The following is a 23774-nucleotide window of genomic DNA, read 5'->3' as shown; positions in this document are numbered from 1 at the left end:
TGGCCTCCCTTTTCTTTAGCTGCTGCTTATGTACTGACGTTACTTGACCGTAACCGTGATCTTCTGCGACTCGACCATCGGCTTGAACGGCACATGGTACTGGTCACCCAGCACCAGTTGCAGGGTGTGCTTGCCGGGCGTCAGGGTAATGGTGGTCTCGGTCTGTGCCTTGCCGAAATGCAGCACTTGCGGGCCGGCCGGCAGCGCTACACCGCTCTCTGGCATGAGGCTGGTAGGCAGTGGCTGATCGGCAGCAGGTTTGTCTTTCACATCCACCAGCAAGTGGTGATGGCCCGTGTGTGGCGTCTGGTCACCCGCTGGTTTGAGCTTCATGCCCTTGATGCCGAACTTGACGGTGAAGGTCTTGTCGACCGTTGCGCCATCTTTGGGGGAAACGATGAAGACCTCGGCGCCCTTGGGCGGTTCCTGGCTCTTCAGCGCATCTGCGGCGCTGGCCACTACGGCGGCTCCCATCAGCAGACCGGCAACGGCAGCACGCGAAAATAGGCTGTTCATTCACTTCTCCTGTGATTCACTTAAAGACCGCAACCAGAAAGATCGACGGCGGCGGAAGTTCACCATAGCCCACAAAGAGAAATATTTCAGTTAGGGTTAAACCTCGCCAAGGCTTCAAGGTCATAGGCTGCGCTCGACCGCGACGAGGGAACAAAGTTGCGGCGTTAGTTATTCAACTGCCAAAAAAGAAAAGGGGCATTAGATGCGTTCGACCATAGGCGTACTGCTGGCAGTACTGATCACGCCATTGGCTCAAGCTGAGCTGATAGACGAAATCGCCGACCGGGGCGAACTGCGAATTGCCGTGCAGGCCGATAGCCCGCCATACGCGTTCAAGGAAAATGACCACCTGACCGGTTTCGAGATCGAGTTCGGCCAGGCGCTGGCCAAGGAACTCGACCTGCGCGCCGAATTCATCGAGGCGCAGGCGGCAGAATTGCTGCCGGGCGTCGAAGGTGGCAAGTACGATGTGGCCTTTAGTGCTGCTGGTGGTTCAGCCGAGGCGCAAGGCCCGTTCGATGTCAGCCAGCCGTTCGGCGAGAAGAAGTTCGTGATCCCGTTCCAGAAGGACAACCCGGCGTTCAAGAGCGCATTGAACAACGCCCTGCAGCGGCTCAAGGACAAGGGGTACACGTCGGAGCTTGAGCAGAAGTGGTTCAAGGGCGTGCAGGAGACGGCTACCGGGCAGTAAGGGCTTTCTTGACCGTAGCGGCCCTATCGCCGGCAAGCCGGCTCCCACAGGGTTCCACGCTGTCCATGTAGAAGCCGGCTTGCCGGCGATAGCGCCAGCACAGTCAACATCACACTTCAGCCAATGCCCGCTGCGCCTCTTCCAGCTCCAACTCGCTGAACACCAGCACACCTTCGCGCCGCAGTAACGCCGTGGTCACCCCCTCCCCCGGCACCTTCACCCCACCGAAGGTGCCATCGTAGGTCAACCGGTTACCGCACGAAGGGCTGCCAGCCTTGAGCACCGCCACGCGGATGGCATGCCGGCGCACCAACGCCAGCGCCTGCTGCGCCCCGGCCAGAAAGGCCGCACTGACATCCTTGCCCGCCACCGTCAGCACCTGCGCATTGCCATCGAGCACCGCACCACCCTGCCCGCCAGGAATTTCCGCAGCTGGCCGGGGTGTTGGCAACCCACCGGCCACTTCCGGGCACAACGGCACTACGCGACCCTCGGCCTGCCAGCGTTGCAAAAGATCAGGATGGCCGCTGCTGCGCCCGTCATAGCGCACCGGTTGCCCCAGCAGGCAGGCGCTGACCAGCACCTTGGGCAGGTCAGAACGGGTCATTGCCACGGCGCCTGAACCAGCCCGTCAATGACAGCCGCTCACGCCCGGCAGGCAGCACTTCATGGGGCACTTCGCCGGACAGAAACACTACCAGAGTCCCAGCCAGCGGCTGCACATCGTGCTCCACGGTGTCTGCCAGGAACATGCGCAGCTGGCCACCATCCTGGGGCTGCCAGTCTTCATTGAGGTAGAGCACCGCCGATACCATGCGTCGGTCGTCGTCGCGGAAGCGGTCCAGGTGCCGGCGGTAGAACGCCCCCGGTGGGTACAGGGCGAAATGGCATTCGAAGTCTTCAAGGCCCAGGAACAGTCCCTGGTTGATGGCCAGGCGCAGTTGATCCATGGCTTGCAGGTACTGGTCGCAGGCTTCGGCCTGGCCAGGGTCGATCCACTGGATCTGATCACCGCGGATGGCCTCGCGCACTTCCTGGGCGACACCGCGCCCAACCCCGGCGGGGTTGAGTTCGCCTTCGGCATCGCGGCGCCGGCATTCAGTTGCCAGCGCGCGCACCAGATCGGCAGGCAAGAACAGCGCCTGCTGCGACCAGCCATGGGTGGCCAGATCGTCGACGACGGCCGCAAGCATCGGGTGTTCAGGGGATATGTGCATGGCGCGCATCATATCCATAAGCCCTGCACTCGCACAGCGCCACTTGGCCGAGAAACACGCGCCTATCTCGACAAACCGGCATTTAGCCACGGACAATAGCCACCTGCCGACAGGAGTCCTTAATGCGCCGTCTGTTTTCCCTGTTTTTGCTGATGATCTGCACCGTGCCTGTCTGGGCAGACAGCCTCGATCAACTGTACAAGGCTGCCGGCTGGCCCGATCAGCGCGCCCATTTCAGCCACGCCCTGAGCGCCGCCCAGCAGCGCTACCGCAACAGCCTGCCGCCAGCGGTCTACCAGGCGCTGGTCAACAACAGCAATCAACGCTTCCAGGCCCAAGCCATGGACCGGCGGGCCCAGTCACAACTACGTGCCGCCCTGCCTGATCCGGCACCGGCGCTGGCCTTCTTCCAGTCTCCGCTGGGGCGCAAGATCGTCGCCGCCGAACTGCTGGCCACGCGCAAGGATCAACTGGCCAAGAATGCCAAAGGCCTGCCGAAGATGCAGGCCAGCGACAACCGCACGCTGATCATCGGCCACCTGGCACAGGCCCTGCCCGCACGCGAAGCGGGTGCCGAAGTCAGCCTGGCGATTGCCGGGGTGGCTGCCGACAGCTTGAGTTCGATGATCCCCGGCCTGTTCGGCGGCGGCCAAGCCCAGGGCCTGCTCGATGGGCAACGGCAACGGCTGATGAACCAGATCGGCGAAGACCTCAACAACACCTTGCTGTATGTCTATCGCGACCTGTCCGACGCCGAACTCGAAGAGTTCGCCACCTTCGCCGAATCGCCGCAAGGCAAGGCCTACTACCAGGCCGCCGTGGCCGCCGTGCGCGCAGGCCTGGCGGTCGGCCAGAACGGCGCAGACCTGAAGTAGTCAGCCCAGGCGCTGGCCGATGAAGTCGAAATAACGCTGGCGGATACCCGGCAGCTCGTTGGCCAGGTGGTGACGGGCGTCAGGCAGCAGCAGGATCTGCGGCTCATCGAACTTGGCCTTGAGCACCTCGAGGTTGTATGGCCAATCCACCGTACCGTCCGCCTCGCCTTGCACGATCAATGGGCGCCGAGCGCTGGCAGGCGCGGCCTCGATACGTTTCACCCAAGCCATCAACGCTCCCACCCACGCCGTTGGCAGTCGCCGGGGTTGCAAGGGGTCGGCCTCCAGGAAGGGCAGGAAGGTCGGGTCATTGGTGTTCTCGCTGAAGCGCCGCTCGATACCGCTGACGAAGTGGCGCAGCACTCGATAACTGAACTTGGACCACCGCCAGGCGCGCGGCCGCACCAGCGGCGCCAAGAGGATCGTCTGGCCGTCGATCGGGCTTTGAACCCCCTTGTGCAGCAAGTGATCGACGGCAATGGCACCGCCTGTGCTCTGTCCGCACAAATGCCAGGGCCGTGGCAGGCCCAGCAGCTGCGCCTGCTCGAACAGAGCATCCAGCACCTGCTGGTACAACGCGAAATCACTGATGCTGGCGCGCTCGCCGCTGGACAGGCCATGCCCCGGCAGGTCACAACTGATGACCGCATAGCCCAGCTTCAGGGCCCAGGCGATCACATGGCGATACAGGCCCATGTGGTCGTAGTAACCGTGCAACAGAAACAGGGTCGCAACCGGCTGCTTCGGCACCCACACCTGCCCGACCAGCTCGAAACCCGCGCCCTTGAAGCCGCCCAGCCAGCTTTGCACCGGCAGGTCGAGACCATAGAAGCGCTGATAATCCTGCGCTTGCGTGGACAACGGCTGGCGTGCGCCAAGGGGCGCAAGGCTCGTGCGCAGGCGGTCGGGGTGAAAAGCAGCAGGCATGGGGTACATCCACAGCGAAGCGAGTATTGATTTGGGATATTCAGCTCTCGCCTTCATCATGGCAAGCTTGGGACATGTGTCACCAGCACGGCCCTATCGCCGGCAAGCCGGCTCCCACAGGGATATCACCACTTTCTCGCCTGGTACCTGTGGGAGCCGGCTTGCCGGCGATAGGGCCCGCGAACCCACCACAAGGCCCACGCGTACACACATGCAGACCAGACTAGTCAAACCTGCCTTGACCACACTCGCTTTGCTCCTGGGCGCCGCGATCCTCTGGCAGGCCTACTCCAGCTTCCAATCTCGCTACCTGCGCCCCTTCGACAACCAGACCACCTTCTTCGACGGCAGCCAACTGCACCTGCCCACCGAGCTCGCCGGCCCCGGCCCGATCCGCGTGGTGCACTTCTGGGACCCGACCTGCCCGTGCAACGTCGGCAACCAGCAGCATCTGGGCGATCTGGTCAGCCAGTTCACCCGCCAAGGCGTAACCTTCCACGTAGTGCAGAAACCGGGTACCCACGGCCAGTTGCCCGCCAACCTCAGCAGCTTGCAGCCTATCGCCCAGCTACCAGGCAGCGAACACCTGCCTGCATCACCCGCCGTGGCGATTTGGGATCGCCAGGGCAACCTAGCCTACTTCGGCCCCTACAGCGAGGGCGCAGTATGCAACGCCAGCAACAGCTTCATCGAACCGATCCTCAAGGCACTGCTCGACGGCCGTCAGGTCACAGCGTCCAACACGCTGGCGGTAGGCTGCTATTGCCCCTGGGCCGGCTGACGCACCCGCGCAGGGTTGCCCACCACCACCACGCCTGCCGGTACATCACGGGTCACCACACTGCCGGCGCCAACCACGGCGTTGTCGCCAATGGTCACGCCGGGCAAGATGATGGCTCCGCCGCCGATCCACACGTTGTTGCCGATGCTCACCGGTCGCCCGCTCTCCAGGCCGGTGCGCCGTAGATCGGGGTCCAGCGGGTGGTCGGCGGTGTAGATCTGTACCGCCGGGCCGATCTGGCAGTCGTCGCCGATTTGCACGGGCAGCACGTCGAGAATCACGCAGTTGAAGTTCATGAACGTGTTGCAGCCGACGCTGATGTTGTAGCCGTAGTCGCAGAAGAACGGCGGGCGGATCACCGTGCCTTCGCCGACATGGCCGAAGTGCTCGGCGAGCAGGCCATTGCGGGCATCGTTGAGCAGTTCGACGCTGTTGTTGTAGCGGTGCATCCAGTGCTTGTTGGCGATCTGCTCGGCCTGCAGCTCGGGACAGCCAGCGTGGTAGAGCTGGCCACTGAGCATTTTCTGTTTCTCGCTGAGGGACATGGGAAACTCCTGTCGGGGGCTATGCTCTGTTCGCGAATCCGTCGATGATCGGACCACAGTTTCCGCTCGAATGCACAAGGAGTCTCGATGAAACGCAGCCTCACCCTGTTGGCCGTGGTAGTGGTAGCCGTGGCCGCCGGTGCCGGTTACTGGTACGTGCAGAGCAAGCAGCCGCAGCGCGAGGGCGAGGTGACCATCGCCGGGCTGCAGGCGCCGGTCAGCGTGCGCTACGATGCGCGCGGCGTACCGCACGTGCAGGCCCAGAGCGAACAGGACCTGTACCGCGCCCTCGGTTACGTGCACGCGCAGGACCGGCTGTTCCAGATGGAGATCATGCGCCGCCTGGCTCGAGGCGAACTGGCCGAGGTACTGGGCGACAAACTGCTGCCGACCGACAAGCTCTTCCGCAGCCTGCGCATCCGCGAGCAAGCGGCTTTGATGGTGCAGCGCCAGGATCGCCAATCACCCGCCTGGCAAGCACTGCAAGCCTACCTCGACGGTATCAATGCCTGGCAGGCTGGCCACCGCAAACCCATGGAATTCGACCTGCTCGGCATTACGCCAAGGCCGTTCACCGCAGAAGACACCCTGAGCATCGCCGGCTACCTCGCCTACAGCTTCGCCGCCGCCTTCCGCACCGAACCCGCCCTCACCTATATCCGCGACCAGCTTGGCACGCAGTACCTGAAGATCTTCGACCTCGGCTGGCAGCCTGAAGGTGCGCTGGCCACCCCGCTGGCGACAGCCGACTGGCAGAGCCTGGAAGCACTGGCCCGCCTCAGCCACGAGGCCTTGAGCGAAGCCGGCATTGCGCAGTTCGAGGGCAGCAACGCCTGGGCCATTTCCGGCAGCCGCACCCGCAGCGGCAAGCCATTGCTGGCGGGCGACCCGCACATCAGCTTTGCAGTGCCGGCCGTGTGGTACGAGGCCGAGCTGTCGGCCCCGGGCTTCAACCTGTATGGCTACTTCCAGGCCCTCAACCCGTTCGCACTGCTCGGACACAACCGCGATTTCGGCTGGAGCCTGACCATGTTCCAGAACGACGACGTCGACCTGATCGCAGAAAAGACCAACCCTGCCAACAGCGAACAGGTCATGGTCGATGGCCAATGGCGAACGCTGGAAAAAACCGATCAGCAGATTGCAGTCAAGGGCGAGCAGCCTGTCAGCATCAGCCTGCGCCGCTCACCCCACGGGCCAATCGTCAACGAGGTACTTGGCACCACTGCGGGTACTACCCCCATCGCCATGTGGTGGGCGTTCCTGGAGACCGAAAACCCGATCCTCGACGGTTTCTACCAGCTCAATCGCGCCGATACCCTGGCCAAGATGCGCGAGGCGGCGGCCAAGGTGCAGGCGCCTGGGCTCAACTTCGTCTGGGCCAATGCCCGTGGTGATATCGGCTGGTGGGCTGCCGCACAGCTGCCCATTCGCCCAGACGGGGTCAATCCGGCGTTCATCCTCGACGGCGCCAGCGCCCAGGCCGACAAACTGGGTTTCTACCCGTTCAGCGTCAACCCGCAGCAGGAAAACCCGGCCAGTGGCTATATCGTCTCGGCCAACTTCCAGCCGCCTGCCGTGGTAGCCATTCCGGGTTACTACAACTTGCCAGACCGGGGGCGCCAGCTCGATCGCCACCTGGCCAACCCGGACGTGAAATGGGACACGCAGAATAGCCAGGCCCTTCAGCTCGATACCGCCAGCGACTACGGCCCGCGCACGCTGGCACCGCTGCTGGCGACCCTGCGCAAGGTCGCCCAGGGCGACGAGGAGAAAGAACTGGTCGAGCAACTGGCGGCCTGGCGCGGCGATTATCCGCTGGACTCCACCAGCGCCACGCTGTTCAACCAGTTCCTCTACGACCTGGCCTATGCGGCGCTGCATGACGAGCTGGGCGACACCTGGTTCCCGGTGTTGATCAGCACCCGTGCCATCGATGCCGCGCTGCCGCGCCTGGCCGCCGATGCCCAGTCACCGTGGTGGAATACCCGGGGTTCGAATCAGCGCAGCGACCGCACCAGTGTCGTTCGCCTGGCCTGGCAACAAAGCCTCAAGCACCTGCGCGACACCTTTGGCAACGATCCGTCCAATTGGCAGTGGGGCAAAGCGCATACCCTGACGCACAACCATCCGCTGGGGGTGAAGAAACCGCTCAACCTGCTGTTCAACGTTGGCCCGTTCGCAGCTCCGGGAACCCATGAAGTGCCCAACAACCTCTCGGCAAAGATCGGCCCGGCGCCGTGGCCCGTGACCTACGGCCCCTCGACGCGGCGGCTGATCGACTTTGCCGATGCAGGCCAAACGTTGACCAGCAATCCGGTCGGGCAAAGCGGGGTCCCATTCGACCGTCATTACGCCGACCAGGCAGAGGACTACATAAACGGGCGATATTCCAAAGCGCAAATGGGCGTTATTCCAGCCCAGAGCACGTTACGCTTGAACCCGGCACGTTAAGACCTCTCCTTTACCTCTGAAGGTACGGCAATGCAGAAGAACTTCATCGAAATCGACGGCGCGCGCATGAGCTATGTCGATCAGGGGCAAGGCTTCCCCGTCTTGCTCGGTCACAGCTACCTGTGGTCGGCCGCAATGTGGCAACCGCAGATCGACGCACTGTCTCGCTATTTTCGGGTGATCGTGCCCGAGCTGTGGGGGCACGGCGATTCCGCTGCGCCACCCGCCGCCACCACCGACATGCGCGCCCTTGCCCGCCAGCACCTGGCGTTGCTGGACGCGCTGGATATCCCCAAGTGCCACCTGGTCGGCCTATCGGTCGGCGGCATGTGGGGCGCGGAACTGGCCGCCGACCATCCGACGCGGATCGATCACCTGGTACTGATGGACACCTACCTGGGCGCGGAGCCCGAGGCGACTCGCCTGAAGTACTTCGCCCTGCTGGATGCCGCGAGCGCTGCAGACAGTTTCAGCGATGCCCTGCTCGATATCATCGTGCCGATTTTCTTCCATGCCGGTGGGCAGACCGTGCCCGAAATTCGCGAGCGATTTCGCGCCGACCTCAAGGCGAGCAGCACCGAGACCATTCGCCAAAGCCTGGACCCACTGGGCCGGGTGATTTTCGGCAGGCCCGACCTGCTGCCGCGGCTGGCTGAATTGCCGGGAGAGCGGACCATTGTGCTGTGTGGCGACCAGGATATTCCGCGGCCTCCTGAGGAGTCGGGTGAAATGTCACGGATCATTGGCTGCCTGGCGGCACAGATTCCGAATGCGGGGCATATCTCCAGCTTGGAGAACCCGCAGGTGGTGAATGCGTTTCTGCTGAATTGGCTACCGCGTAACCGGTGAGCTTCCCGGGACCGCAAAGCGGCCCCGATCAACCCTGCCACTGCTCCGGATTGGCGCGGTCACTGCAGGAGCGCGTTTACCCGCGATGAGGCCGGTAAAGCTCACCACAAACAAAAACGCCGACGCACAATGCGTCGGCGTTTTTCATGTCAGAGCGATGCAGGCGTCGATCAGAACGCCGGCAGTACCGCACCGCTGTACTTCTTGGCGATGAATGCCTTCACCTCAGGGCTGGTCAGCGCCTTGGCCAGCTTCTGGATCGCTTCGCTGTCTTTGTTATCCGGGCGTGCTACCAGGAAGTTCACATAAGGCGAGTCGGCACCTTCGATCACCAGCGCATCCTTGGCCGGGTTCAGGCCCGCTTCCAGGGCGTAGTTGGTGTTGATCATGTCCAGGTCGACTTGATCCAGTACACGCGGCAGCATGGCCGATTCCAGCTCGCGGAACTTCAGCTTCTTCGGGTTCTCGGCGATGTCTTTCGGCGTGGCCAGGGCATTCTTCGGGTCTTTCAGCGTGATCAGGCCGGCCTTCTGCAGCAGCAGCAGGGCACGGCCGCTGTTGCTACCTTCGTTAGGGATGGCAACGGTGGCGCCTTCTTTCAGCTCGTTCAGGCTCTTGACCTTCTTCGAGTAGCCACCGAAGGGCTCGACGTGCACGCCGACCACGGTTTCCAGGTGAGTGCCCTTGCCTTCGTTGAAGTTCTGCAGGTAGGGCAGGGTCTGGAAGTAGTTGGCGTCCAGGCGCTTCTGATCGACCTGCACGTTAGGTTGCACGTAGTCGGTGAAGACCTTGATCTGCAGGTCCACGCCTTCTTTGGCCAGGGTAGGCTTGATCAGTTCGAGAATCTCGGCGTGGGGTACCGGAGTGGCAGCGACCACCAGTTTTTCGGCAGCGGCGGCCAGGCCGGAGAACGACAGGGCAGCGGCCAGGGCCGTGGTCAGCAGGGTCTTCTTCATGGTGGTCCTTGTTCTGTATCTGAGCCATCGGCGATGGCTGAAGTCGGTTGCCCAACCGGTTCACCGGGGGCGTGAGGCGGACAATACCGACATTTTTTATTCCGGAACAATATCTTTTAATTCGCTGCTTATGCCAAAAACAAATAGCCATTACGGCATTTGCTTATAGCGTCGTCTAGCGCGCGACCTCTGGCAGGTCGAGATCCTCGGGCAGCAGTTCTTCACCGTCATTGACCAGCAACGCGAAGTGGATGACGTTCTCCAGCTCGCGAGTGTTGCCCGGCCAGGCATGGCCCTCAAGCAGGCGTTGCGCCGCCTCGCTGATCAGCGGCAGCGGTCGCTGCAGGCGCACGCAATAGATGCCCACGAAGTACTCGGCCAACGGCAGAATATCGCCGCGCCGTTCACGCAACGGCGGCAGCTCCAGCGCACCTTCGAGCAGGTATTGGTGCAAGCGCTCGTTGAAACGGCCCGCACGCACGACCCGCGCCAGGTCGATGCTGGTCGCGGCCACCAGGCGAACGTCCACGGCCTGCGGCTGCTGCGCGCCAACCCGGGTGACCTCACGGTTTTCCAGCGCTGCCAGCAGCTTGCCCTGGATCTCCAGTGGCAGGTCGGCGATTTCGTCCAGGTACAAGGTGCCGCCATTGGCCGAACCGAACCAACCGGCGCGGCTGCTGGCAGTGCCCCCTTGAGCCCCAGCGCTGTAACCGAACAGCTCGGCATCGGCGTAGGTCGGGCTGATGGCGGCACAATTGACCGACACGAACAGGCCTGCACGGTCGCTGGCGCGGTGGATCTGCCGCGCCAGCAACTCCTTGCCGGTGCCGGTCTCGCCGCGGATCAATACCGGCAACCCTTGCGGCGCCAGCTGCTCCAGTGCCTGGCGCAACTGCTGCGAGCGCGGGTCGATGAACACCAGGGCCTTGGCACGGATGCTCAGCGGGCTCTTGTCCAGTTCAGGGAAGGTCAGCAGCGGCTGGCCAAAAGGGTTTTGAAAGGTCATGCGTAGCTCCCGCCCCGGGCTGTGGGTGGCCGGGCGTCAGGCAAAGGTGATCGGTAGGGGTGGATCAGGCGCGACGCAGCGCGCGCTGCTCAACCCGGCTTTGCAGGCGATACAAGTAGGCGAAACCTTGCTCCCAACGTTCATGCCCGGACTTCACGTTGATGTGCCCGGCATTGCTCAGCAGCCCCGCTTCGGCGCCCCAGGCCTGGGCCAGGTACAGCGCGCGCGGCACGCTGACGGCGGGGTCGTTGTCCGAGCTGACTACCTGGCTCGGGAATGGCAATGCCTGCATCGGAATCGGTGCGAAGTTGCGCAAGGCCGGTGCGCAGGTCGGGCGCTCGACATCCGCCGGCGCCACCAGCAGGGCACCGCGTACAAGGCGCAGCAATGCCGGGCTGGCCTGCGCTGCCCAATGGGCAACGGTGATGCAACCCAGGCTGTGAGCGATGAGAATCACCGGCGAGCGTTCGGCGGCGATGGCCTGCTCCAACGCTTGCACCCAGTCCTGGCGCTGCGGGGTCAACCAGTCGTGTTGCTCGACCCGGGCACTGTTGGGCAGGCTGCGCTGCCAGTGACTTTGCCAATGGTTGTCTGGCGATCCCTGCCAGCCCGGCACAATCAGGTAACGAATCGACTCATTGCGCATGGGGACGCCTCCAGTAAGTTTGCGTGCTTGGGGTCCAGTATAGGGCGGGAGTTATATCAGTAAAGGAATAAGAAGCTATTTGTTAATAACCATAATAGATATTGAAGCGCGTGGTCCTATCGCCGGCAAGCCGGCTCCCACAGGGATTCGCACAGCACTCACAACAGATTTCACCTATAAAAAAAGGGCCATCCCCTGCCAAGAGATATGGCCCTAAGCACTTGCCTGAAGAAGGTATGCCGGTCAGCGCGCGGTGATCACCGCCAGCTTACTGATCCCGGCGCGTTCGATGGCCGCCATGGCACGTGCCACTTCGCCGTAGTTCACGCCGTCGTCGGCCTGAAGCTGCACGCGTACCTGGGCGTCCTTGTCCTTGGCTGCCTTGAGGTTGGTCTCCAGCAGCTCCGGCTGGATCTCGTCCTTGTTGATGAACAGCTTGCCGCTGCCGTCGATGCTCACCACCAGCGGGTCCTTCTGCTCTACCGGGGCCACGGCTTCGGTCTTGGGCAGGTTGATGGGAATGGCGTTGGTCAGCAACGGCGCGGTGACGATGAACACCACCAGCAACACCAGCATCACATCTACCAAGGGCGTCACGTTGATTTCACTCAGTACTTCGTCGCTGTCCTGGGTCGAAAAGGCCATATCAGGAAGCCTCCTTCACAGGCTGAGTGAATCCAGGCTGGGCCTTGTTCACGGCCGGGTGCACCAACACGCGGAAGGCACTCTTCTGCGCCAGGCTGTAGAAGTCGTGGGCGAAATCATCGAGGTCGGCGGCGGTGAGCTTGAGGCGTCGGAGGAAGTAGTTGTAGACCAGCACCGCAGGTACTGCGACGGCGATACCTACGCCGGTCGCCACCAGCGCCGCACCGATCGGGCCGGCAACGGTTTCAAGGCTGGCCGAACCCGCCGCGCTGATGCCCTTGAGGGCCTCCATGATGCCCCACACCGTGCCGAACAGACCGATGAAGGGCGAAGTGCTGCCGATACTGGCTACGACTGCCAGGCCGGTTTCCAGCGAACGACGCTCACGCACGATCTGCTGGCGCAGGGCCCGCTCGAGGCGGTCCTGGTGGTTGATGGCGTGGCTCAGGTCGCTGGCCTGGGTATCTCCGACGGCAATCGCGGCGTAGCCGGATTGCGCGACACGGGCCGCCGGGCCAGGCGACTCGTGACTGATTTCGGCAGCCGAGTCCAGGCTCGACGCCGCCCAGAACTGCTGGTGGAAGCGTTTGTCCTGGCGCTTGAGCCGCGCGAACTGCACGACTTTGACCAGGGCCAGCGCCCAGGTGGCAATGGAAAAACCGACCAGCAGCCAGATGACTGCGCTTTCAACGGATTCGAGGGGGGATGCCAGCAGGCTCATGGTGATGTCTTCCTGTGTTCTGCGAAAAAGTTAACGAAGCTTGAAATCGATCGGCACGCTCACCCAGCCAGCCTGGGCCACATCGCCCTGTTTGGCGGGGACGAAACTCCAGCGCTTGACCGCGGCCAGCGCGGCGGCGTCAAGTGCGTCGCGGCCGCTGCTTTTTTGAATCTGGATCTGCCCCGGCTTGCCGCTGGCCAGCACCTCGACCCGCAGCAGCACGGTGCCTTCCCAGCCCCGGCGCTGGGCCATCTGCGGGTATTCCGGCGCAGGGTTCTTCAGGTAGGCGGCGCTGGCCGAAGGTGGCGTGACTGGCGCTGGCGCGGGTGGCGCGGGCGGTGCCGGTGTCGCGACTGGCGCAGGGGGCGGCGCTTCAACTGGCTTGGGCTGTGGTTTGGGTGGCTGCTTGGCCACAGGCTTGGGCAGCGGTTTTGGTTTGGGTTTGGGCTTGGCAGCCAGCTCGTCGACCACCGGCGGTGGCGGCTCGACCACCGGCGGTGCCGGGGCGGGCGGTGGCGGCTCAACCACGGGCGGCGCGGGGGCGGCGAACTCGATGGTCATCGGTGGAATCTGCGGTGGCACCACGGGCAGCGCGGGCGTCGGCGTCTGGCTGACCCAGTAGGCTGCCGCGCCATGCAGCGCCAGTACCAACAGGCCCAGGGCCAGTTTGTCGCGGCGCTTGAGGCCACTGACCGGGGTGCGTTGCAGGCGCAATTGGCCCAATGGCAGGCGTAGCGTCCGTCCAAGCTCGACCAGGTCACCCGGTGCCGGGCGCCATGGCTGGTCGTAGGCCCTGACGGCCGTCTGGACATTACCCATTGATCAAACTCCTGGGGGTTCTTGAATCAGGTGTGTGCCTGAATCATCGGGGCCAGAGGCTTATCTCTTAAAGTAATGTTTAAAATTAAAGCTAGATCATTTGTGAATATAGAATTTTTCTAGATCTTGCAAAGCCGCGCCGTTCGCGGGTTTGGGGCGAATGGGGAACGCAGCATGCATTCGAGGCATTTGAAATATTCGTGCAAGGCATGGGATTGCTGCGAGGGCTTTGCCCTCGATCGCCGGCAAGCCGGCTCCCACACAGATCAGCGCTGCACCTGTGGGAGCCGGCTTGCCGGCGATGGGCTGCAAAGCAGCCCCAGCCAACGGACAGCCAATAAAAAACCCGGGACCATGCCCGGGTTCTTCATTCACAGCGGGCTCAGATATCCGCCACCTTCTGCCACACCTTCGGCCTGAAGAACAGCGTCTCCCCTCGCGCCAGCCCGGTCAGGCTGTCGTGGTCCTTGACCACCTCGGCCTCGATCAGCTCGCTCTGCCCTTCCACCTTCAACGTTACCCGAGTGGTCGCGCCCAGCGGGCGAATATCCCGCACCTCGGCAGCATGGTGCCCCTCGGTCTCATGCCGCGACAGCGACACCTCGTGCGGACGGAACAGCACGTGCTGCCCTTCACTCAAGGCCAGGCGGTTGGAATCGCCAAGGAAGTGGTAGACGAAATCGTTGGCCGGCTGCTCGTACACCTCGCCCGGCGAACCGATCTGCTCGATCACGCCCTTGTTCATCACCACGATGCGGTCCGCGACTTCCATGGCCTCTTCCTGATCGTGGGTCACGAACACCGATGTCAGGTTGATGTCTTCGTGCAACCGCGCCAGCCAGCGGCGCAACTCCTTGCGCACCTTGGCATCGAGGGCACCGAATGGCTCGTCGAGCAGCAGCACCTTGGGCTCCACCGCCAACGCGCGCGCCAGGGCGATACGTTGGCGCTGGCCACCGGAAAGTTGCTCGGGATAGCGGTCGGACAGCCAGTCGAGCTGCACCATGTTCAGCAACTCATGCACCTTCTCGGCAATCTTGCTCTCGCTCGGGCGCTCGCCCTTGGGCTTCATGCGCAGGCCGAAGGCGACGTTGTCGAACACACTCATGTGGCGGAACAGGGCGTAGTGCTGGAACACGAAACCGACGTTGCGATCTCGCACATCATGGCCGGACACATCCTCGCCATGGAACACGATGCTACCGTCATCTGGCGTTTCCAGGCCGGCAATGATGCGCAGCAGGGTAGTCTTGCCGCAGCCGGAGGGGCCGAGCAGGGCCACCAACTCGCCGCTGTGGATATCCAGGTTGATATTGTCCAGGGCCTGGAAGCTGTTGAAGCGCTTGCTGACGTTACGAACTTCGATCGACATGAATCATTCCTCCGCGGCGCTATGGCGCAGGCGGTTAATACGGTTCTCGCTCCACTGCTTGAGCAGCAGGATGAAGAGCGCCAGGATCAGCAGCAGGCTGGCCACGCTGAAGGCCGCGACGTGGTTGTACTCGTTGTAGAGGATCTCCACGTGCAGCGGCAAGGTGTTGGTGACCCCACGGATGTGGCCGGACACCACCGACACCGCGCCGAACTCGCCCATGGCCCGGGCGGTGCACAGCACCACGCCGTAGATCAGGCCCCATTTGATGTTGGGCAATGTCACGTGCCAAAACATCTGCCAGCCGTTGGCGCCCAACAGCCGTGCGGCCTCTTCTTCTTGCGTGCCCTGCTCCTGCATCAACGGAATCAGCTCACGGGCAACGAAGGGCACGGTGACGAAAATGGTCGCCAGGACGATGCCCGGCAGGGCGAACACGATCTGGATGTCGTGATCCTGCAACCACGGCCCGAACAGGCCCTGGGCACCGAACATCAGCACATAGACCAGGCCGGCAATCACGGGCGACACCGAGAACGGCAGGTCGATGAGGGTCACCAGCACACTCTTGCCACGGAAGGTGTACTTGCTCACGCACCAGGCGGCACTTACGCCGAACACTAGGTTCAGCGGCACCGAAATGAACACGGCCAGCAGGGTCAGCTTCAGCGCCGACAAGGCGTCGGGCTCGAAGATGGCTTCGAAAAAGGTGCCGAAGCCGTTCTTCAATGCCTGCGAAACCACGATCACCAGCGGCAGCAGCAGGAACAGCGCGAATACCAGCCAGCCGAGGCCGATCAGAATGCGCCGAGAGGTGGTGCTGCCACGCCGCGCGGCATTGGCGGCGGCACTGGCGCTCAGGGATGAACTGGACATAGCCGGGCCTCCTTCAAGGGGTTTCGATACGGCGCTGCAGCAGGTTGATCAGCAGCAGCAGGATGAAGGAAACCACCAGCATCAACACGCCGATGGCGGTGGCGCCGGTGTAGTCGTACTGATCCAGCTTGACCATGATCAGCAGCGGCAGGATCTCGGTCTTCATCGGCATGTTGCCGGCAATGAAGATCACCGAACCATACTCCCCCACGCCACGGGCGAACGCCAGGGCGAAGCCGGTAAGCCAGGCCGGCAGCAGGGCCGGCGCCAGCACGTGGCGGAACACCTGCAGGGGTTTCGCGCCCAGGCAAGCGGCGGCTTCTTCGACCTCACGCGGGATGTCGGCAAGCACCGGCTGCACCGTGCGCACCACGAACGGCAAGGTGACGAAGGTCAGCGCCAGGGTGATGCCCAGGGGCGTGTAGGCGATCTTGAATCCCAGATCGGTGGCGAACTGGCCGACCCAGCCCGAAGGCGCATACAGCGCGGTCAGGGCGATACCGGCAACGGCCGTGGGCAAGGCGAAGGGCAGGTCGATCATTGCATCGATGACCTTGCGCCCGGGGAAGTTGTAGCGCACCAGCACCCAGGCCAGCAGGGTGCCGATCACACCGTTGATGATGGCGGCGAACAGGGCGGTGCCGAAACTCAGTTGCAGCGCGGCGATCACCCGCGGGGCACTGATGACGTTCCAGAACTGCTCCCAGGTGAGCTGCGCGGCATGCACGAACATGGCGGCCAGCGGTATCAGCACGATCAGGCTGAGGTACACCAAGGTGTAGCCCAGCGTCAGCCCGAAGCCGGGTATGACGGGGGAAATGCGACGTGACATAAATATCCCTGGTTGAACGCACGAAGCCCGGGACAAATCCCGGGCCGGTGCAAGCTTCTGAATCCTGGGGCTGCTGCGCAGCCCACCGCCGGCAAGCCAGCTCCCACAGGAGGTCAGCGGTGAACCTTGTAGGAGCCGGCTTGCCGGCGATGGGCCGCGACGCGGCCCCGCTTCTCCACGCCCGCTTACTGGGCCTGATAAATCTGGTCGAACACACCGCCATCATTGAAGAACTTCGGCTGTGCAGTCTTCCAGCCACCGAAGTCCTTGTCGATGGTGACCAGGTCCAGTTTCGGGAATTGCTTGCCGAATTCGGCAGCGACTTTCTCGTCACGCGGGCGGTAGAAGTTCTCGGCAGCGATCTTCTGGCCAGCCGGGCTATACAGGTGCTTGAGGTATTCCTCGGCGATCTGCTCGTTGCCCTTCTTCTCGGCGTTCTTGTCGACCACGGCCACCGGTGGCTCTGCCAGGATCGACAGCGAAGGCACTACGATTTCGAACTTGTCGGCGCCGCCGTCTTCCTTCAGTGCCAGGAAGGCTTCGTTTTCCCAAGCCAGCAGCACGTCGCCCTGGCCGTTGTTGACGAAGGTGATGGTCGAGCCACGGGCACCGGTATCGAGCACCGGCACGTGCTTGAACAGCTCCTGCACGTAGGCCTTGGCCTTGTCTTCACTGCCACCGGACTTCAGCCCGTAAGCCCAGGCGGCCAGGAAGTTCCAGCGGGCGCCGCCGGAGGTTTTCGGGTTCGGGGTAATGACCGAGACGTCTTTCTTGATCAGGTCGCCCCAGTCCTTGATGCCTTTCGGGTTGCCCTTGCGCACCAGGAACACGATGGTCGAGGTGTATGGGGTGCTCGCGTCCGGCAGACGCTTCTGCCAGTCCGTAGGCAGGGTCTTGCCGAGCTTGGCGATTTCGTCGATATCGCCTGCCAAGGCCAGGGTCACCACGTCGGCGCGCAGGCCGTCGATCACGGCACGGCCTTGCTTGCCCGAGCCACCGTGGGACTGCTGGATCTTCACCTTGTCATCCGGGTGAGCCTGCTGCCAGTGCTTGATGAATTCAGCGTTGTACTGCTGGTACAGCTCGCGGGTCGGGTCGTAGGACACATTCAGCAGTTCGTAGTCCTTGGCGATGGCGGAACCGGCAAAAACGGCACTGGCCAGGGCGGCGAGCGCATAACGGCGGATGGACATGGTGAAGCTCCCGATTGGCATTTTTCTAGTTGTGAAGGTGGGGCGGTATCAGCCGGGCTTGTTGCCGGGCTGTTGCAGGCGGAACTTCTCCTTGCGCTCGATCTGCACGACCTGGGCGTTGTGCACGGTGATCTCCACCGCACCGAAACGCAGGTCGCGCAGGGCGCTCTGGATTTCACGCAGAATGGTGGCTTCGTCCTGACCGTCGATGCTTCGCAGCGATGCGCTCATGCTCGTTCTCCTGTTGAACAAGGGTGCCGGGCAGAGGTTTGAAGGGGATTTGCGCCTGGCTTGAAAGCAATAGTAGTGAGGCGCAGATATTCTTAAAAATACTGTTTAAGAATGTTTATATAACTGTTTTTCTTGTTCTGGGGAGCCCCTATCGCCGGCAAGCCGGCTCCCACAGGTACAGCACAAGCTTCAAGACCTGTGCTGTACCTGTGGGAGCCGGCTTGCCGGCGATAGGGGCTTGTCACACTATCTGTCACTCGGCCTTGTTCGGCTCGCGGATCTTGTACCAGGCCACATACAGCGCCGGCAGGAACAACAGCGTCAGCAGCGTTGCACTGATGATGCCGCCGATCATGGCATAGGCCATCGGCCCCCAGAACACTTCGCGGGCAATCGGGATCATGCCCAGGCTGGCTGCCGCTGCCGTCAGCAAGATCGGCCGGCGGCGATGGTTGGTGGCTTCCAGCACCGCATCCCAGGGCGAATACCCCTGGGCCTCGAACTCGTCGATCTGGGTCACCAGGATCACCGAGTTGCGGATGATGATGCCCGCCAGGGCAAGAATCCCCAGGATCGCCACAAAGCCCATCGGCGTCCCCGTGGGCACCAGCGCCAGTACCACGCCGATCAGCCCCAGGGGGGCCACGCTGACCACCAGGAACAGCTTCTGCATGCTGTGCAGCTGGATCATCAGGAAGGTCGCCATGAGGAACAGCATCAGCGGAATGACCTTGCGGATCGGGCCCTGGGCCTTGGCACTCTCCTCCACTGTACCGCCGGTTTCCACCTCGTAACCCACCGGCAGCTTGCTGGCGAACTCGTCGATCTTCGGTTTGAGCAGGGCCACCAGGTCGGTCGGCTGAATGTCACCGTTGACCGACGCCTTGATGGTGATGGTCGGCTTGCGATCACGGCGCCATACCAGCGGCTGTTCAAGCTCGTAGCGCACGGTGGCGAAGGCCAGCAGCGGTATCGAGGTGCCGCTCGGGGTGACGATCTGCAGGTTCTGCAGGGTGTCGGGCGAACCCCGCTCGCTGTCCACGGCACGGGCGACCACATCCACCAGGTAGATATTGTCGTTGACCTCGGTCACCGGTGCGCCGCTGACGATGCTGTTCATCACGTTGGCCACGTCTTCGGACGACAGCCCCAGCTGGCGCGCCTTGTCCTGGGCGATCTCGATCCGCAGCACCTTACCGGGCTCGTTCCAGTCGTAGATCATCTCGCCGATGTGCTCGTCGCTGTTGAGCAGGGTGGCCAGGTCGATGGCATGCTTGCGCACCTGGTCGATGTCCTTGCCACTGACCCGGTACTGGATCGGCCGCCCTACCGGCGGACCCATTTCCAGCGACTGGACGTTGGTGCCGACGCCAACGAACTCCTCATGCAGCAGCTTCTGCAGGCGCTTTATCATGCCCGTGCGCTCCTTGAAGCCCTTGCTGACGATTACCAACTGCGCGTAGTAGGGATTCTGCAGTTGCTGGTCCAGTGGCAGGTAGAAGCGAATGGCGCCCTGGCCGATGTAGGTACTCCAGCGCACCAGGTCCGGGTCGTCCTTGATCCGCGCCTCCAGGCGGTCGACCACCTTGCGCGTCTCCTCGATCGAGGCGTTCTGCGGCAAGTTGAGGTCGACGAGAATTTCCGGTCGGTCCGAAGACGGGAAGAACTGGTTCTGCACAAAGCGCATGCACACCAGCGAGAGCACGAACAGCACCACGGTGCCGATGATGGTGAGCCAGCGGTTGCGCATGCACCACAACAGCCCGCCCTCGAACGCCCGCCCTACCCGGCCCGGCTCGGCCTCGTGGGCCTTGAGCTTGTCGGCCTTGAGAATGTGCACGCCCAGCACCGGAGCGAAGAACACCGCGACCACCCAGGACACGATCAGCGCCACGGCGATCACCGCGAACAGGGTGTAGGTGTATTCACCGGCCGAACTGGCGTTGAGGCCGATCGGCACGAAGCCGGCCACGGTCACCAAAGTACCGGTAAGCATGGGGAAGGCCGTGGAGGTGTAGGCAAAAGTGGCCGCCTGTTCCTTGCTCTCGCCCATTTCCAGGCGTGTGACCATCACCTCCACGGTGATCATCGCATCGTCCACCAGCAGGCCCAGAGCGATGATCAGCGCACCCAGCGAAATCCGCTGCATGGTGATGCCGCTGTATTCCATGAACACGAAGACCATGGCCAGCACCAGCGGGATCGAACAGGCCACCACCAGCCCGGCGCGAACGCCCAGGCTGACGAAGCTCACCGCCAGCACGATGACCACCGCTTCGAACAGCGCACTGGTGAAGCCGCCAACAGCCTCTTTCACCACCACCGCCTGGTCCGACACGGTGTGCACGCCAATGCCCACCGGCAAGTCGTTGACGACGCTGTCCATCTTCTTCTTCAGCGCCGCGCCGAACACCTGGATATTGCCGCCCGCCTTCATGCCGATCGCCAGGCCGATGGCGGTCTGGCCGTTGTAGCGGAACATCGGCGAAGGCGGATCGACGTAGCCGCGCTCGATATCGGCGATATCGCTGAGGCGGAAGAAGCGGTCGTTGATGCGCAGGTTGACCGTCTGCAGGTCTTTCTCCGAGGCGAACTGCCCGGTGGTGCGCACCGAGATGCGTTCGGGACCTGCCTCGATCACCCCGGCAGGGGTTACTGCGTTTTGCTGTTGCAGGGCCTGCATGACCTGGCGCTGATCGATGCCCAGGGCCGCCAGCTTGCGGGTGGAAAACTTCAGGTAGAGCACTTCGTCCTGGGTACCGACCAGCTCGATCTTGCCGATGTTGGGCACCTCCCGCACTTCGGCGCGGGCCTGTTCCACGTAGTCGCGCAATTGACGCAGGGTCAATCCGTCGGCAGTGAACGCGTAGATCGAGCCGTACACGTCGCCGAACTCGTCGTTGAACGCCGGCCCCTGTATGCCTTGCGGGAACTGGCCACGGATATCCTGGATCTTCTTGCGCACCTGGTACCAGATTTGCGGGATGTCGGCCGCCTTGGTGGTGTCTCGCAGGTAGACATAGACCGTGGATTCGCCGGGGCGCGTGTAGCTTTTGGTGTAATCGAGCGAGTCGAGCTCCTCAAGCTTCTTCTCGATGCGATCGGTGACCTGGTAAAGCGTTTCGTCCTGGGTCGCGCCTGGCCAGCGGGTCTGGATCACCATGGTCTTGATGGTGAACGACGGGTCCTCCTCCCGCCCCAGGTTGAAGTAGGAAAAAATGCCCATCAGCAGGCCAACGAACATCAGGTACCACACGAAAGACTGATGGCGCAGTGCCCATTCGGAGAGGTTGAAGCTTCCTTTCATTGTGCATCCTCGTCGAATGTGACCTTCTGGCCGGGCTTGAGGCTGTTGACGCCAGCAGTGACCACACGCTCGCCGGGTTGTACGCCGGACGCCAGCACGATGCTGTCGGCCGTACGCTCGATCAATGCCACGTCGCGGGTGGCAACCGTTTTTTGCTGCGGGTCGATCACCCACACCTGCGTCTTGCCGTCGCGTTCCAACAGTGCAGTCAAGGGCAGCTCGCTACGCGGGGAAATGGCCGAAGTCAGGGTGACGCTGATCGCGGTCCCCAGGTGGAAGGCACTGGGGGTGCTGGCCAGGGTCAGGCGGGCGCGTCGGGTACGGGTGGCGGCGTCGGCCTGGGGCTCCAGCTCACGCAGGGTGGCGGTGGTGTTGATGCTGTTGTCGAGCTGCGAGGCGACGGTGAAGGTGAGGTTTTTGGTCAAGGCTTCGGCGATGCCGATCGGCAGATCGATGACCGCTTCCTTGATATCAGGACGGGCCAGGGTTACTACCGGCTGGCCTGCCGTGACCGTCTGCCCGGCTTCTGCCTGCCAGGCGGTGATGACCGCCGCATGGTCGGTGCGCAAGGTGCTGTAGTCGAGCTGGTCGCGGGCCTGGCTTACCGCCGAACGCGCCTGCTCCAGGCTCGCGCCGGTGGTTTTGAGGTCAGTCTGGGCGATGTCCAACTGTGCCTGGGCACCCACGCCACGGTCATAGAGCTGCTGCTGGCGGCGGGCATTGGCCTGGGCGTTGATCCACTGCGCCTGGACCTTGGCCAGGTCGCCCTCGGCGGCACGTAGCTGGTTCTGTTGGTCGGTCGGGTCGAGCGTGGCCAGGGTGTCGCCTGGCTTGACCTGGGCGCCCACGTCGAGCCAGCGGCGGGCGATACGCCCCGCTACACGAAAGCCCAGGGTGCTTTCGAAACGCGCCTGGATGCTGCCGGCGAAGCGCCCCAGCTGCGACTGGGCCTGGGCCTCGACCAGGGTCGAAAGCACTGGCCGTACGGCTTCGGGCGGCGCCTCTTCCTGGCTGCAGGCCGTCAGCAGCAAGCCAGTGGCGAGCACACAGATCATCCGCTTCATGGTGCAGCCCCCCCATCCTTGGCATCGACCTTTTCCACTTCCATGCCCGGATGCAACAGCTGGCCGCCACTGACCACGACGGTTTCGCCGTCTTTGACGCCTTGGGCGATTACAACCTTGCCGGTGAGGTAACGGGTGACCTGGACCTTGCGCAATTCGACCTTGTCGCCCTCGCCCACCACCCATACGGCGGGCTCATGCACAGCCTTGGTCAGTGCCGCCCAGGGCAGCTCGATGCTCGGGCGCCCCTGGGCATTGGCGGTGGCGGTCACCGGTGAACCCAGTTGCATGGCCTGGGGCACGTTGCGCAAGGCCACCTTGACCTGCACCGTGCCGCTTTGCGCAGACACCGTGGGGGTAATTTCGCGGACGAAGCCCTGGGCCTGGACCTTGGGGTTGTCCAGCAGGCTGACGATCACACCTGCCTCGCTGGGCGGGGCGACCAGCAGTGATTCGTAGACATTGAACACCGCATCGCGGTCGCCGTCGCGTGCCAGGGTGAAGATCGGCATGGTCGCCTGCACCACCTGGCCGACCTCGGCCTGGCGCTCGGTAATGACGCCATCGGCTTCGGACACCAGGGCGGTGTAGCTCAGTTGTTCATTGGCATTGGCCAGTTGCGCCTGGGCGGCCTTGAGCGCGCTCTGGTTGCTGCGCAGCGATGCTCCGGCGGAGTCGTATTCGCTCTGGCTGGTGTAGCCCTTGGGCAGAAGTTTCTGTTGCCGCACGAAGGCCGCACTGGTCTGCGTCACCCGTGCCTGGGCGGCGAACACTTCGGCCTTGGCCGAGTCGACGTTGTTTTGCAGGTCCTTGGGATCGAGCCGCGCCAGCACCTGGTTGGCCTTGACGTGATCGCCCACATCGACGCTGCGTGAAATGATCTTGCCGCCCACACGGAACGACAAGTCGGTCTGTACCCGTGCCTGAACATCCCCGGTAAGGGTGACCCGGGCCGCGAAGTCGGTGGGCTGAACCTGCAGCACCCCGACCCGGGGCTTCGGTTCCGGGGGTTGCTCCTTGCTACAGCCGGTCAGCAGGTACAGCAGACCCATGCCTGCTAGTAACAGTGGACGCGTCACCCTCATGCAGGCTCCTAGCTTGCGCACAAATGATTTGTGAGATGCGACTGTCAGCGTAGTTCAGGGTTCGATAAACGACACTGATGGGGATCAGGATCTGAGGGGCTTGGCTGGGTTTATAGGGTGATGCGCAGATCGAGCGGCGCTCAATCTCGTGACCAACAACCAGAAA

Annotated in this window: 24 protein-coding genes; 5 read left to right on the top strand and 19 right to left on the bottom strand. The window is 63.1% G+C overall.

The window, feature by feature from the left end; all coding sequences use genetic code 11:
- Positions 1-39: 39 nt before the first annotated feature.
- On the bottom strand, positions 40-516 hold the full coding sequence (locus KU43P_RS01160; protein WP_317660681.1) for a DUF4399 domain-containing protein: 477 nt from the start codon (positions 514-516) through the stop codon (positions 40-42).
- 202 nt (positions 517-718) lie between these two features.
- Here KU43P_RS01160 and KU43P_RS01155 point away from each other — a divergent pair, with 202 nt between their 5' ends.
- Positions 719-1207, top strand: coding sequence for a substrate-binding periplasmic protein (locus KU43P_RS01155; RefSeq protein ID WP_317660680.1), 489 nt, complete (start codon positions 719-721; stop codon positions 1205-1207).
- A 109-nt stretch (positions 1208-1316) separates the two neighbouring features.
- On the opposite strand, the gene KU43P_RS01150 is transcribed toward KU43P_RS01155, so the two are convergent.
- Both KU43P_RS01150 and KU43P_RS01145 read right to left on the bottom strand, forming a co-directional pair.
- A complete protein-coding gene (locus KU43P_RS01150) occupies positions 1317-1814 on the bottom strand; it encodes a DUF523 domain-containing protein (RefSeq protein ID WP_317660679.1) in 498 nt (165 codons plus the stop codon).
- The gene (locus tag KU43P_RS01145; RefSeq protein WP_317663696.1) at positions 1801-2433 is read right to left on the bottom strand and encodes a 2OG-Fe(II) oxygenase; all 633 of its coding nucleotides are present in this window, start codon (positions 2431-2433) and stop codon (positions 1801-1803) included. Before KU43P_RS01145 ends, KU43P_RS01150 begins: the two co-directional genes overlap by 14 nt.
- Positions 2434-2546: 113 nt before the next feature.
- Between KU43P_RS01145 and KU43P_RS01140 the strand changes: the two genes are divergently transcribed.
- Positions 2547-3299 (top strand): DUF2059 domain-containing protein, encoded by a 753-nt coding sequence (locus KU43P_RS01140; protein WP_317660678.1) that lies wholly within the window; start codon positions 2547-2549, stop codon positions 3297-3299.
- Here the strand turns inward: KU43P_RS01140 and KU43P_RS01135 are convergent, their stop codons facing one another.
- The gene (locus KU43P_RS01135) at positions 3300-4226 is read right to left on the bottom strand and encodes an alpha/beta hydrolase (RefSeq protein WP_317660677.1); all 927 of its coding nucleotides are present in this window, start codon (positions 4224-4226) and stop codon (positions 3300-3302) included.
- Positions 4227-4437: 211 nt separating this feature from the next.
- Between KU43P_RS01135 and KU43P_RS01130 the strand changes: the two genes are divergently transcribed.
- Positions 4438-5007: a DUF6436 domain-containing protein gene (locus KU43P_RS01130; RefSeq protein WP_317660676.1), complete on the top strand. Its 570-nt coding sequence runs from the start codon at positions 4438-4440 to the stop codon at positions 5005-5007.
- Here the strand turns inward: KU43P_RS01130 and KU43P_RS01125 are convergent.
- Complete coding sequence (locus tag KU43P_RS01125; RefSeq protein WP_317660675.1) at positions 4986-5552, bottom strand: sugar O-acetyltransferase; 567 nt, start codon at positions 5550-5552, stop codon at positions 4986-4988. The two genes, KU43P_RS01130 and KU43P_RS01125, sit on opposite strands and share 22 nt — an antisense overlap.
- Before the next feature lie 87 nt (positions 5553-5639).
- Here KU43P_RS01125 and KU43P_RS01120 point away from each other — a divergent pair, with 87 nt between their 5' ends.
- Together KU43P_RS01120 and KU43P_RS01115 are read left to right on the top strand one after the other, a co-directional pair.
- Positions 5640-8006, top strand: coding sequence for a penicillin acylase family protein (locus KU43P_RS01120; protein ID WP_317660674.1), 2367 nt, complete (start codon positions 5640-5642; stop codon positions 8004-8006).
- 30 nt (positions 8007-8036) lie between these two features.
- A complete protein-coding gene (locus KU43P_RS01115; protein ID WP_317660673.1) occupies positions 8037-8855 on the top strand; it encodes an alpha/beta fold hydrolase in 819 nt (272 codons plus the stop codon).
- A 170-nt stretch (positions 8856-9025) separates the two neighbouring features.
- Here KU43P_RS01115 and KU43P_RS01110 read toward each other — a convergent pair whose 3' ends face one another.
- From KU43P_RS01110 to KU43P_RS01045, 14 genes are all read right to left on the bottom strand, one after another.
- Entirely contained in the window at positions 9026-9811 is a 786-nt protein-coding gene (locus KU43P_RS01110; protein WP_317660672.1) for a MetQ/NlpA family ABC transporter substrate-binding protein, read from the bottom strand.
- Positions 9812-9986: 175 nt separating this feature from the next.
- On the bottom strand, positions 9987-10817 hold the full coding sequence (locus KU43P_RS01105) for a sigma 54-interacting transcriptional regulator (protein WP_317660671.1): 831 nt from the start codon (positions 10815-10817) through the stop codon (positions 9987-9989).
- 64 nt (positions 10818-10881) lie between these two features.
- Entirely contained in the window at positions 10882-11463 is a 582-nt protein-coding gene (locus KU43P_RS01100; protein ID WP_317660670.1) for an alpha/beta hydrolase, read from the bottom strand.
- Positions 11464-11706: 243 nt separating this feature from the next.
- Complete coding sequence (locus tag KU43P_RS01095) at positions 11707-12108, bottom strand: ExbD/TolR family protein (RefSeq protein WP_317660669.1); 402 nt, start codon at positions 12106-12108, stop codon at positions 11707-11709.
- A 1-nt stretch (position 12109) separates the two neighbouring features.
- On the bottom strand, positions 12110-12829 hold the full coding sequence (locus tag KU43P_RS01090; protein ID WP_317660668.1) for a MotA/TolQ/ExbB proton channel family protein: 720 nt from the start codon (positions 12827-12829) through the stop codon (positions 12110-12112).
- Positions 12830-12859: 30 nt separating this feature from the next.
- Positions 12860-13648, bottom strand: a complete 789-nt coding sequence (locus KU43P_RS01085; RefSeq protein ID WP_317660667.1) for an energy transducer TonB — start codon at positions 13646-13648, stop codon at positions 12860-12862.
- Positions 13649-14030: 382 nt separating this feature from the next.
- Positions 14031-15020 carry a sulfate/molybdate ABC transporter ATP-binding protein gene (locus KU43P_RS01080; RefSeq protein ID WP_317660666.1) on the bottom strand — a complete coding sequence of 330 codons (990 nt, stop codon included), beginning with the start codon at positions 15018-15020 and terminating at the stop codon, positions 14031-14033.
- A 3-nt stretch (positions 15021-15023) separates the two neighbouring features.
- Entirely contained in the window at positions 15024-15896 is an 873-nt protein-coding gene (gene cysW, locus KU43P_RS01075; RefSeq protein ID WP_317660665.1) for a sulfate ABC transporter permease subunit CysW, read from the bottom strand.
- Positions 15897-15909: 13 nt separating this feature from the next.
- Positions 15910-16728, bottom strand: coding sequence for a sulfate ABC transporter permease subunit CysT (gene cysT / locus KU43P_RS01070; protein ID WP_317660664.1), 819 nt, complete (start codon positions 16726-16728; stop codon positions 15910-15912).
- Between the two features lie 185 nt (positions 16729-16913).
- Positions 16914-17921: a sulfate ABC transporter substrate-binding protein gene (locus KU43P_RS01065; protein ID WP_317660663.1), complete on the bottom strand. Its 1008-nt coding sequence runs from the start codon at positions 17919-17921 to the stop codon at positions 16914-16916.
- 48 nt (positions 17922-17969) lie between these two features.
- Positions 17970-18152, bottom strand: coding sequence for a sulfur starvation response protein OscA (oscA, locus tag KU43P_RS01060; RefSeq protein WP_003248957.1), 183 nt, complete (start codon positions 18150-18152; stop codon positions 17970-17972).
- 253 nt (positions 18153-18405) lie between these two features.
- On the bottom strand, positions 18406-21459 hold the full coding sequence (locus tag KU43P_RS01055) for an efflux RND transporter permease subunit (RefSeq protein ID WP_317660662.1): 3054 nt from the start codon (positions 21457-21459) through the stop codon (positions 18406-18408).
- On the bottom strand, positions 21456-22523 hold the full coding sequence (locus tag KU43P_RS01050; protein ID WP_317660661.1) for an efflux RND transporter periplasmic adaptor subunit: 1068 nt from the start codon (positions 22521-22523) through the stop codon (positions 21456-21458). Before KU43P_RS01050 ends, KU43P_RS01055 begins: the two co-directional genes overlap by 4 nt.
- Positions 22520-23608, bottom strand: coding sequence for an efflux RND transporter periplasmic adaptor subunit (locus tag KU43P_RS01045; RefSeq protein WP_317660660.1), 1089 nt, complete (start codon positions 23606-23608; stop codon positions 22520-22522). Before KU43P_RS01045 ends, KU43P_RS01050 begins: the two co-directional genes overlap by 4 nt.
- Positions 23609-23774 lie beyond the last annotated feature (166 nt).

Origin of the sequence: Pseudomonas sp. KU43P (assembly GCF_033095865.1) — a bacterium.
Taxonomy (GTDB): Bacteria; Pseudomonadota; Gammaproteobacteria; order Pseudomonadales; family Pseudomonadaceae; genus Aquipseudomonas.
Note: the sequence above shows the minus strand (reverse complement) of the source record. Positions and strands in the feature narration are given on the sequence as shown.

Bases quoted from the DNA above. Each gene is read 5' to 3' on its own strand.
- KU43P_RS01095 (WP_317660669.1), bottom strand. From the start codon at position 12,108: ATGGCCTTTTCGACCCAGGACAGCGACGAAGTACTGAGTGAAATCAAC.
- KU43P_RS01135 (WP_317660677.1), bottom strand. From the start codon at position 4,226: ATGCCTGCTGCTTTTCACCCCGACCGCCTGCGCACGAGCCTTGCGCCC.
- KU43P_RS01090 (WP_317660668.1), bottom strand. From the start codon at position 12,829: ATGAGCCTGCTGGCATCCCCCCTCGAATCCGTTGAAAGCGCAGTCATC.
- KU43P_RS01055 (WP_317660662.1), bottom strand. From the start codon at position 21,459: ATGAAAGGAAGCTTCAACCTCTCCGAATGGGCACTGCGCCATCAGTCT.
- KU43P_RS01085 (WP_317660667.1), bottom strand. From the start codon at position 13,648: ATGGGTAATGTCCAGACGGCCGTCAGGGCCTACGACCAGCCATGGCGC.
- oscA (WP_003248957.1), bottom strand. From the start codon at position 18,152: ATGAGCGCATCGCTGCGAAGCATCGACGGTCAGGACGAAGCCACCATT.
- KU43P_RS01160 (WP_317660681.1), bottom strand. From the start codon at position 516: ATGAACAGCCTATTTTCGCGTGCTGCCGTTGCCGGTCTGCTGATGGGA.
- KU43P_RS01115 (WP_317660673.1), top strand. From the start codon at position 8,037: ATGCAGAAGAACTTCATCGAAATCGACGGCGCGCGCATGAGCTATGTC.
- KU43P_RS01110 (WP_317660672.1), bottom strand. From the start codon at position 9,811: ATGAAGAAGACCCTGCTGACCACGGCCCTGGCCGCTGCCCTGTCGTTC.
- KU43P_RS01125 (WP_317660675.1), bottom strand. From the start codon at position 5,552: ATGTCCCTCAGCGAGAAACAGAAAATGCTCAGTGGCCAGCTCTACCAC.
- KU43P_RS01150 (WP_317660679.1), bottom strand. From the start codon at position 1,814: ATGACCCGTTCTGACCTGCCCAAGGTGCTGGTCAGCGCCTGCCTGCTG.
- KU43P_RS01155 (WP_317660680.1), top strand. From the start codon at position 719: ATGCGTTCGACCATAGGCGTACTGCTGGCAGTACTGATCACGCCATTG.
- KU43P_RS01100 (WP_317660670.1), bottom strand. From the start codon at position 11,463: ATGCGCAATGAGTCGATTCGTTACCTGATTGTGCCGGGCTGGCAGGGA.
- cysT (WP_317660664.1), bottom strand. From the start codon at position 16,728: ATGTCACGTCGCATTTCCCCCGTCATACCCGGCTTCGGGCTGACGCTG.
- KU43P_RS01045 (WP_317660660.1), bottom strand. From the start codon at position 23,608: ATGAGGGTGACGCGTCCACTGTTACTAGCAGGCATGGGTCTGCTGTAC.
- KU43P_RS01105 (WP_317660671.1), bottom strand. From the start codon at position 10,817: ATGACCTTTCAAAACCCTTTTGGCCAGCCGCTGCTGACCTTCCCTGAA.
- KU43P_RS01065 (WP_317660663.1), bottom strand. From the start codon at position 17,921: ATGTCCATCCGCCGTTATGCGCTCGCCGCCCTGGCCAGTGCCGTTTTT.
- cysW (WP_317660665.1), bottom strand. From the start codon at position 15,896: ATGTCCAGTTCATCCCTGAGCGCCAGTGCCGCCGCCAATGCCGCGCGG.
- KU43P_RS01050 (WP_317660661.1), bottom strand. From the start codon at position 22,523: ATGAAGCGGATGATCTGTGTGCTCGCCACTGGCTTGCTGCTGACGGCC.
- KU43P_RS01130 (WP_317660676.1), top strand. From the start codon at position 4,438: ATGCAGACCAGACTAGTCAAACCTGCCTTGACCACACTCGCTTTGCTC.
- KU43P_RS01080 (WP_317660666.1), bottom strand. From the start codon at position 15,020: ATGTCGATCGAAGTTCGTAACGTCAGCAAGCGCTTCAACAGCTTCCAG.
- KU43P_RS01145 (WP_317663696.1), bottom strand. From the start codon at position 2,433: ATGCGCGCCATGCACATATCCCCTGAACACCCGATGCTTGCGGCCGTC.
- KU43P_RS01120 (WP_317660674.1), top strand. From the start codon at position 5,640: ATGAAACGCAGCCTCACCCTGTTGGCCGTGGTAGTGGTAGCCGTGGCC.
- KU43P_RS01140 (WP_317660678.1), top strand. From the start codon at position 2,547: ATGCGCCGTCTGTTTTCCCTGTTTTTGCTGATGATCTGCACCGTGCCT.